Source organism: Citrobacter sp. Ca225 (assembly GCF_030337175.1).
GTDB classification, from domain to species: domain Bacteria; phylum Pseudomonadota; class Gammaproteobacteria; order Enterobacterales; family Enterobacteriaceae; genus Citrobacter_A; species Citrobacter_A amalonaticus.
This window is the reverse complement of sequence record NZ_JAOWCD010000065.1, coordinates 80,037-87,327: the sequence shown is the minus strand read 5'-3', so window position 1 is coordinate 87,327 and position 7,291 is coordinate 80,037. Positions and strand designations below refer to the sequence as shown.

The 7,291-nt window shown below is 53.4% G+C and carries 5 protein-coding genes and 1 pseudogene; 4 read left to right on the top strand and 2 right to left on the bottom strand.

Annotated elements, in window-relative coordinates; genetic code table 11:
• A pseudogene (locus OGW13_RS09690) lies at nt 1–590 on the bottom strand (autotransporter outer membrane beta-barrel domain-containing protein); the annotation flags it as partial.
• Between the two features lie 879 nt (nt 591–1,469).
• Between OGW13_RS09690 and yahO the strand changes: the two are divergent.
• Nucleotides 1,470–1,745, top strand: a complete 276-nt coding sequence (gene yahO / locus OGW13_RS09685) for a DUF1471 family periplasmic protein YahO (protein WP_043001665.1) — start codon at nt 1,470–1,472, stop codon at nt 1,743–1,745.
• Between the two features lie 78 nt (nt 1,746–1,823).
• Here the strand turns inward: yahO and prpR are convergent, their stop codons facing one another.
• Nucleotides 1,824–3,419 (bottom strand): propionate catabolism operon regulatory protein PrpR, encoded by a 1,596-nt coding sequence (prpR, locus tag OGW13_RS09680; protein ID WP_044259079.1) that lies wholly within the window; start codon nt 3,417–3,419, stop codon nt 1,824–1,826.
• A 250-nt stretch (nt 3,420–3,669) separates the two neighbouring features.
• Between prpR and prpB the strand changes: the two genes are divergently transcribed.
• The 3 genes from prpB (at nt 3,670) to OGW13_RS09665 (ending at nt 7,289) form a co-directional block, all read left to right on the top strand.
• The gene (gene prpB, locus OGW13_RS09675; RefSeq protein WP_043001663.1) at nt 3,670–4,548 is read left to right on the top strand and encodes a methylisocitrate lyase; all 879 of its coding nucleotides are present in this window, start codon (nt 3,670–3,672) and stop codon (nt 4,546–4,548) included.
• Nucleotides 4,549–4,627: 79 nt separating this feature from the next.
• Nucleotides 4,628–5,797 (top strand): bifunctional 2-methylcitrate synthase/citrate synthase, encoded by a 1,170-nt coding sequence (prpC, locus tag OGW13_RS09670; RefSeq protein WP_043001662.1) that lies wholly within the window; start codon nt 4,628–4,630, stop codon nt 5,795–5,797.
• A gap of 40 nt (nt 5,798–5,837) precedes the next feature.
• Entirely contained in the window at nt 5,838–7,289 is a 1,452-nt protein-coding gene (locus OGW13_RS09665; protein ID WP_044327221.1) for a bifunctional 2-methylcitrate dehydratase/aconitate hydratase, read from the top strand.
• Nucleotides 7,290–7,291 lie beyond the last annotated feature (2 nt).

Below are 7,291 nucleotides of genomic sequence, written 5' to 3'. Positions count from 1 at the left end.
TTTTCACCGTCCACGAGGGCGACACCGTAGCCATTACGACTGGTGTTACTCGTATTGCCGACGTAGCCAATGTTCATGTGTTCGCTTAAGGAGAGGGTTCCGCCGCGGGTAATCACCAGGTTACCGCGCCCCTGATCGCCGACCACGCTCCAGACGGAAGAGACGGACGAATTTGCGCCATCGATGGTAACCGTTCCCTGCGCGTTTGCGGCATATTCTCCAATGCGCAATTCATCAATGCCGCTGATTTTACTGCCGTTATTCACCAGCAGCGTACCTGAACCATCATGGGTCCCGAGTACCAGATTCAAATTGCCCAGTGTCCAGGTCGCACCATTCGTCAGCGTCACGCTGCCGTTTGCGCCATTACCGATCATACCGGCGGCGGTGGTGATAGCCCGACCATCGATCAGCAGTGAGCCGTCGGAGTTATCACCCACCCAAAGACTGCGGAAGTTATTCCATGCGGGGTCGGTATTTTCCGTGGCGGAAAGCGTAATATTTTGTCCATTATTAATAATGACAGTATCCCCCACACCTGTTGGTGGGGAAATATTATTATTGGCTACCGCAGTGGACGTTAAAGCCATGGAAATTGCAATGGCTAATAGAGTTTCAGGGAAACACTGTGCATTTATTTTCATATATTGACTCTTCCTTAAGATTTAAATATTACATCCAGGCATAAGCCATAAAAGCCAGTGCTGAATACACGGCTATTTGTCGGGTTGCTCATGCAAATAAAATTCTGATGATTTTTAATATTATTTGCCGTTGGCGATATAGCGTAATCGTTTTGCCGCAGGCTTGCATTCGATATTGATAGGCTGAGTCTATTAACCGTCGTTAACAGAGTGAAAATATTTAAGTGATGGCTAATTATTTGATTACAAATGTTTATTGCTTTTGGCTATCCCTCCAGGAATAATGCAAATATAAGGCGGAAAACAACAGGATAGGCGAGGCTTTTGATAAGGTAGACTGAATAGATGCGAAGGATTAACATTAGTGTGAGTATCGCTTTAATATGTTTAATTGCGGACGGGAATAATGTTTTTTAAGAATTTTAGGCTGGCTAATTATCATTGTTTTGATGAACGTCAATTTTTACATTGGTATTAATCTGAATGTTTTTTGTCGATGTTGAGATTATTGCCAATAAGCTGGAAAGGGTTTTGATAATAATCTTAAGCGGAGTTGTTCTGAACAGGGTTATGCATATTTACGCAATAATGAGAGATTTATTAAAAGACGGGGGTATCGGTCATTATTTTATTTATATGCAGAAAGTGACTTAACTTTACCGTAGTATGCAAAAAAGTACTGAGCAGGCCGAAACCACAAAAGCAACCTATCACTGAAAGGCCTCTGGATTTTTTCTGGAAGCTGAACTAGTTATTAATCATCCCTGAACAGCGGCATGGATTCAGCGGTGATGATAGCGTCATAACATAACCTGGAGCTTCTCTATGAAAACTGGATATAAACTCTTGATTGGTGCGTTGGCTTTTGTGGCGACAAATGCGTTTGCAGCGGAGCTGTTAACAAAAGCTGAGTTTGAGAAGGTGGAGTCGCAGTACACCCTGATTGGCAACATCAATACCAGCAATGAAACGTCCACTCAGGATGCGAAAGAAGATCTGCTCAAAAAAGCGGATGAGAAAGGGGCTGATGTGGTCGTGCTGACTTCCGGTCAAACCGACAACAAAATTCATGGCACTGCCAATATCTACAAGAAAAAGTAATTCGTAAGCGTGCCGGATGGCGCTGGCCAGGTGAAATGTGTAGGCCGGGTAAGACGCTGTGTGTCGCCATCCGGCCGTTCATTCCTTCAGCCGTCGCCAGAATGTGGTTCTGCTGATCCCCAGATAACGCGCGGCGGCGCGCTTATCGCCGTTAAACTGCGCCAGCACCTGCTGTGGCGTAGCGGAAGGCGAAGGGGATGACGGCGATTCGTTCTCCGCCAGTTCCGGCAGTATCTGCTGTAATAAATGTTCATTCAGTTGTGGCATCGGTTCAACGCTTAAAAACAGTGCCAGCCGTTCCATCATATTGCGCAATTCGCGAATATTTCCCGGCCACTGATAGTGCAACAGCGCACCGGCACTCTGCGCCAGTCCGGCGCGCACCGACTCGGTAAATGGTACGGAGAGCGCGGCCAGCGATTGTTTTAAAAAACCTTCCGCCAGCGGCAGGATATCGGCGGGGCGCTCCCGTAGAGCCGGTAACGACAGACGTAAAATACTCAGGCGATAAAACAGATCGCGACGAAACTGCCCGCGTTTCATCTCGTCTTCCAGATTGCAGTGGGTGGCGCTAATCACCCGCACTGTCACCGGAATGGGGTGATGTCCACCCACCCGGGTGACCTCTTTTTCTTCCAGCACGCGCAGCAGTCGGGTTTGCAGCGGCAACGGCATTTCGCCGATTTCATCGAGAAACAGCGTTCCGCCGTGGGCGATTTCAAACAGCCCGGCACGACCACCGCGTCGCGATCCGGTAAAGGCGCCTTCCTCGTAGCCAAACAGCTCCGCTTCCAGCAACGATTCGGCGATCGCCCCGCAATTCACCGCGACGAACGGATGCGCCGTTTTGTCGCCGCGCGTGCCAGGACGCGTACAAAACTCGCGGTGAATGGCCTGGGCTGCCAGTTCTTTCCCGGTGCCGGTTTCCCCCTGAATCAGGACAGAGGCGGGTGAACGGGCATACAGCATAATGGTATGGCGCACCTGTTCCATCTGTGCGGACTCGCCACGAATATCCCCCAGCCCATAGCGGGTGCGCAGCGCCTGATCGGAGGCATAATGACCGTGGCGACGCTGGGTCAGGCGGGTCATGTCCAGCGCATCGCTAAAGGCCTGACGCACCGTGGCGGCGGAATAGATAAAGATACCGGTCATGCCTGCCTCTTCCGCCAGATCGGTAATCAGTCCCGCGCCAACCACTGCGTCAATGCCGTTTGCTTTCAACTCGTTAATCTGCCCGCGCGCGTCTTCTTCGGTGATATAGCTGCGTTGTTCCAGTTGCAGGTTGAAGGTTTTTTGAAAAGCCATCAGCGCGGGGAGTGTCTCCTGGTAGGTCACCACGCCGATGGAGGCGGTCAGTTTTCCGGCCTTTGCCAGCGCCTGCAGAACGTCAAACCCGCTGGGTTTGATCAGGATAACTGGTATCGACAGGCGACTTTTCAGATACGCGCCGTTCGATCCGGCGGCGATGATCGCATCACAGCGTTCGGTGGTCAGCTTCTTACGGATATAGGTGACCGCTTTTTCAAAACCGAGCTGGATGGGGGTGATGGTCGCCAGATGATCAAACTCCAGGCTGATGTCGCGAAACAGATCGAACAGTCGCGTTACCGAGACCGTCCAGATAACCGGTTTGTCATCATTCACCCGCGGGGGAAGCGTTGTCGTCGCCATAGCCAACCCAAAATAAAAGGACAGAGTAATGGGTGTAGTCTTGTTTCATAATTGTTGCAATGAAACCGGTCGGGACGTTTCATGAAACGTTAGCTGACACGCTTTTTTTCGCTTATCGCGGTATGCTGTGGTTTATCTTATTGTTATATCGATGGTTATTTAAAACACTCTCTTTCAAAGCGCCTTTGGCATAGCCCTTGCTTTATGTGAATCAACGGTTAGTTACAAGTTGATAACACGAGGATGGACTATGTCTCTGGATTCTCCGGGTCAGGCATTTCGCGCTGCACTCACCAAAGAAAACCCCTTACAAATCGTCGGCACCATCAACGCCAACCATGCGTTGCTGGCCCAGCGCGCCGGGTATCAGGCGATTTATCTTTCGGGCGGCGGCGTCGCGGCCGGTTCGCTGGGACTGCCGGATCTGGGCATCTCCACCCTGGACGACGTCTTGACCGACATTCGCCGCATCACCGACGTCTGTCCGCTCCCGCTGCTGGTGGATGCTGATATCGGCTTTGGTTCGTCGGCGTTTAACGTTGCGCGCACCGTCAAGTCGATGATCAAAGCCGGGGCGGCGGCGCTACACATCGAAGATCAGATTGGCGCCAAGCGCTGCGGCCATCGTCCGAATAAAGCGATTGTTTCGAAAGAGGAGATGGTCGATCGCATTCGTGCGGCAGTTGATGCCCGTACCGATCCCCACTTTGTGATCATGGCGCGTACCGATGCCCTGGCGGTGGAAGGGTTAGACGCAGCGATCGATCGTGCGCAGGCCTATGTCGAAGCGGGCGCCGACATGCTGTTCCCGGAGGCGATCACGGCGCTTTCGATGTACCGCCAGTTTGCCGATGCAGTCCAGGTGCCGATTCTTGCCAATATCACCGAATTTGGCGCTACGCCGTTGTTCACGACCGACGAACTGCGCAGTGCGAACGTGGCGATGGCGCTCTATCCGCTCTCGGCATTCCGCGCCATGAACCGGGCTGCTGAAAAGGTCTACAACGTGCTGCGCCAGGAAGGGACGCAAAAGAGCGTTATCGACATCATGCAGACCCGTAACGAACTGTATGAAAGCATCAATTACTACCAGTACGAAGAGAAGCTCGACGCGTTGTATATCAAGTAGGCCGGATGGCGGCTACGCCTTATCAGGCCTGGACGAAAACCCTCAGTACCCTACATATGACAATAATGATGAGGACAACATGAGCGACACAACGATCCTGCAAAATAATACCCATGTTATTAAGCCTAAAAAATCCGTCGCGCTGTCCGGCGTACCGGCGGGCAATACCGCGCTGTGCACCGTCGGCAAAAGCGGCAACGATCTGCACTATCGCGGCTACGATATTCTCGATCTCGCCCGGCAGTGCGAATTTGAAGAAGTCGCGCATCTGCTGATTCACGGCAAACTCCCGACCCGTGACGAACTTCAGGCATACAAAAGTAAACTCAAAGCGCTGCGCGGATTACCGGCTAACGTCCGTACCGTACTGGAAGCGCTGCCAGCGGCATCGCATCCGATGGACGTGATGCGCACCGGCGTATCGGCGCTGGGCTGTACGCTGCCGGAAAAAGAGGGGCACACCGTTTCCGGCGCGCGTGATATTGCCGATAAGCTGCTGGCCTCGCTCAGTTCCATCCTGCTCTACTGGTATCACTACAGTCACAACGGCGAGCGTATTCAGCCAGAAACCGATGACGACTCTATCGGCGGCCATTTTCTGCACCTGTTGCACGGCGAAAAACCGACGCAGAGCTGGGAAAAAGCAATGCACATTTCGCTGGTGCTGTACGCCGAGCATGAGTTCAACGCCTCCACCTTTACCAGCCGCGTGATTGCCGGCACCGGATCGGATGTTTACTCGGCCATTATCGGCGCGATTGGTGCACTGCGCGGTCCGAAACACGGCGGGGCGAATGAGGTCTCGCTGGAGATTCAGCAGCGCTACGAAACGCCGGACGAAGCCGAAGCCGATATCCGTAAGCGCGTGGAAAACAAAGAAGTGGTGATTGGTTTTGGTCATCCGGTTTATACCATTGCCGATCCGCGTCATCAGGTCATCAAACGTGTGGCGAAGCAGCTTTCCGAAGAGGGGGGCTCGCTGAAGATGTACAACATTGCCGATCGTCTGGAAGAGGTGATGTGGGAGACGAAGAAGATGTTCCCTAACCTCGACTGGTTCTCGGCGGTCTCCTACAACATGATGGGCGTTCCCACCGAAATGTTTACCCCGCTGTTTGTTATCGCCCGCGTCACCGGCTGGGCGGCACACATTATTGAACAGCGCCAGGACAACAAAATCATTCGTCCTTCCGCCAACTATACCGGCCCGGACGATCGTGAGTTTGTGCCGATCGATCAGCGTCAGTAATTCATTACCTCTAAAGATAAAAAAACAGGAAACGTACCTTATGTCCGCTCAAATTTTAAATGTTCGCCCGGAATTCGATCGTGAAATCGTTGATATCGTGGATTACGTCGTCAACTACGAGATAGCGTCAACGGTGGCGTATGACACCGCCCACTACTGTCTGCTTGATACATTGGGCTGTGGTCTGGAAGCGCTGGAATATCCGGCCTGTAAAAAGCTGATGGGGCCGATTGTTCCGGGGACCGTGGTGCCCAACGGCGTGCGCGTGCCGGGTACCCAGTTTCAGCTCGACCCGGTACAGGCCGCGTTTAACATTGGCGCGATGATCCGCTGGCTCGACTTCAATGACACCTGGCTGGCGGCGGAGTGGGGCCACCCTTCCGATAACCTCGGCGGGATCCTGGCGACAGCGGACTGGCTCTCACGCAACGCGGTCGCGGCGGGTAAAGCGCCGTTGACCATGAAACACGTGCTGACCGGAATGATTAAGGCCCACGAAATTCAGGGCTGTATCGCGCTGGAAAACGCCTTTAACCGCGTGGGGCTTGACCACGTTCTGCTGGTCAAAGTGGCCTCCACCGCCGTGGTGGCTGAAATGCTGGGGCTAACGCGTGATGAGATCCTCAACGCGGTGTCGCTGGCGTGGGTCGACGGACAGTCGCTGCGCACCTATCGCCATGCGCCGAATACCGGCACGCGTAAATCCTGGGCGGCGGGCGATGCGACCTCGCGCGCGGTGCGTCTGGCGCTGATGGCGAAAACCGGTGAGATGGGTTATCCGTCAGCGCTGACGGCGAAAACCTGGGGGTTTTATGACGTCTCATTCAAAGGCGAGTCGTTCCGCTTCCAGCGTCCATACGGCTCCTACGTAATGGAAAACGTGCTGTTCAAAATTTCGTTCCCGGCGGAGTTCCACTCTCAGACGGCGGTTGAAGCGGCAATGACGCTGTATGCGCAAATGCAGGCAGCAGGTAAAAGCGCTGCAGATATCGAAAAAGTGACCATTCGCACCCACGAAGCCTGCATTCGCATCATTGATAAGCAGGGGCCGCTGAATAACCCGGCCGATCGCGATCACTGTATTCAGTATATGGTGGCGATCCCGCTGCTGTTCGGACGCTTAACGGCGGCGGATTATGAGGACGGCGTGGCACAGGACAAGCGAATCGATTCCCTGCGCGAGAAGATCCGTTGTGTTGAAGATCCGGCGTTTACCGCGGACTATCACGATCCGGAAAAACGCGCCATCGCCAATGCGATCACCCTGGAATTCACTGACGGTTCACAGTTTGACGAGGTGGTCGTGGAGTTCCCGATTGGCCATGCACGTCGCCGTACCGACGGGATCCCGAAACTGATCGAAAAATTCAAAATTAACCTGGCGCGCCAGTTCCCGACTCGCCAACAGCAGCGCATCCTGGAGGTCTCCCTGGACAGAACTCGCCTGGAGCAGATGCCGGTCAATGAGTACATGGACCTTTATGTCATCTAGAA